This is a genomic window from Pseudoalteromonas sp. SIMBA_162, from assembly GCF_046535955.1.
Classification (GTDB): Bacteria; Pseudomonadota; Gammaproteobacteria; order Enterobacterales; family Alteromonadaceae; genus Pseudoalteromonas; species Pseudoalteromonas marina.
Genome location: NZ_JAWJBQ010000836.1, coordinates 1 through 251, shown reverse-complemented (window position 1 = coordinate 251; position 251 = coordinate 1). Strand labels below are relative to the sequence as shown.

Here is a 251-nt window from a genome sequence, read left to right as displayed (position 1 = left end):
AAGGCGCGCGCTGCTGAGCGTAAAAACGCTTCAGAATCAAACAACTGATACATTCAGGCAACAGATTGTTCCCGACAGGATTAGCCCTTGGGCAGGCAGGCGGGGTTTGGTAGACTGAATGAGTTCTCTGGGGTGTACGACAGTTGCCGATGTCCCTCGAGCTTATAAGCTATTCCCAGGGAGTCCACTGCGCAGTGCTGTGTGCATGTCCGTGCGTCGGAACGCCTGATGCGCTGCGCGGGACTACCCAC

Annotated in this window: 1 other RNA gene; it reads left to right on the top strand. The window is 56.2% G+C overall.

Features of this window, described 5'->3' with window-relative positions:
• Nucleotides 1-121: 121 nt before the first annotated feature.
• Nucleotides 122-251, top strand: a non-coding RNA gene (gene ssrS, locus R0J88_RS22030) — 6S RNA; the annotation flags it as partial.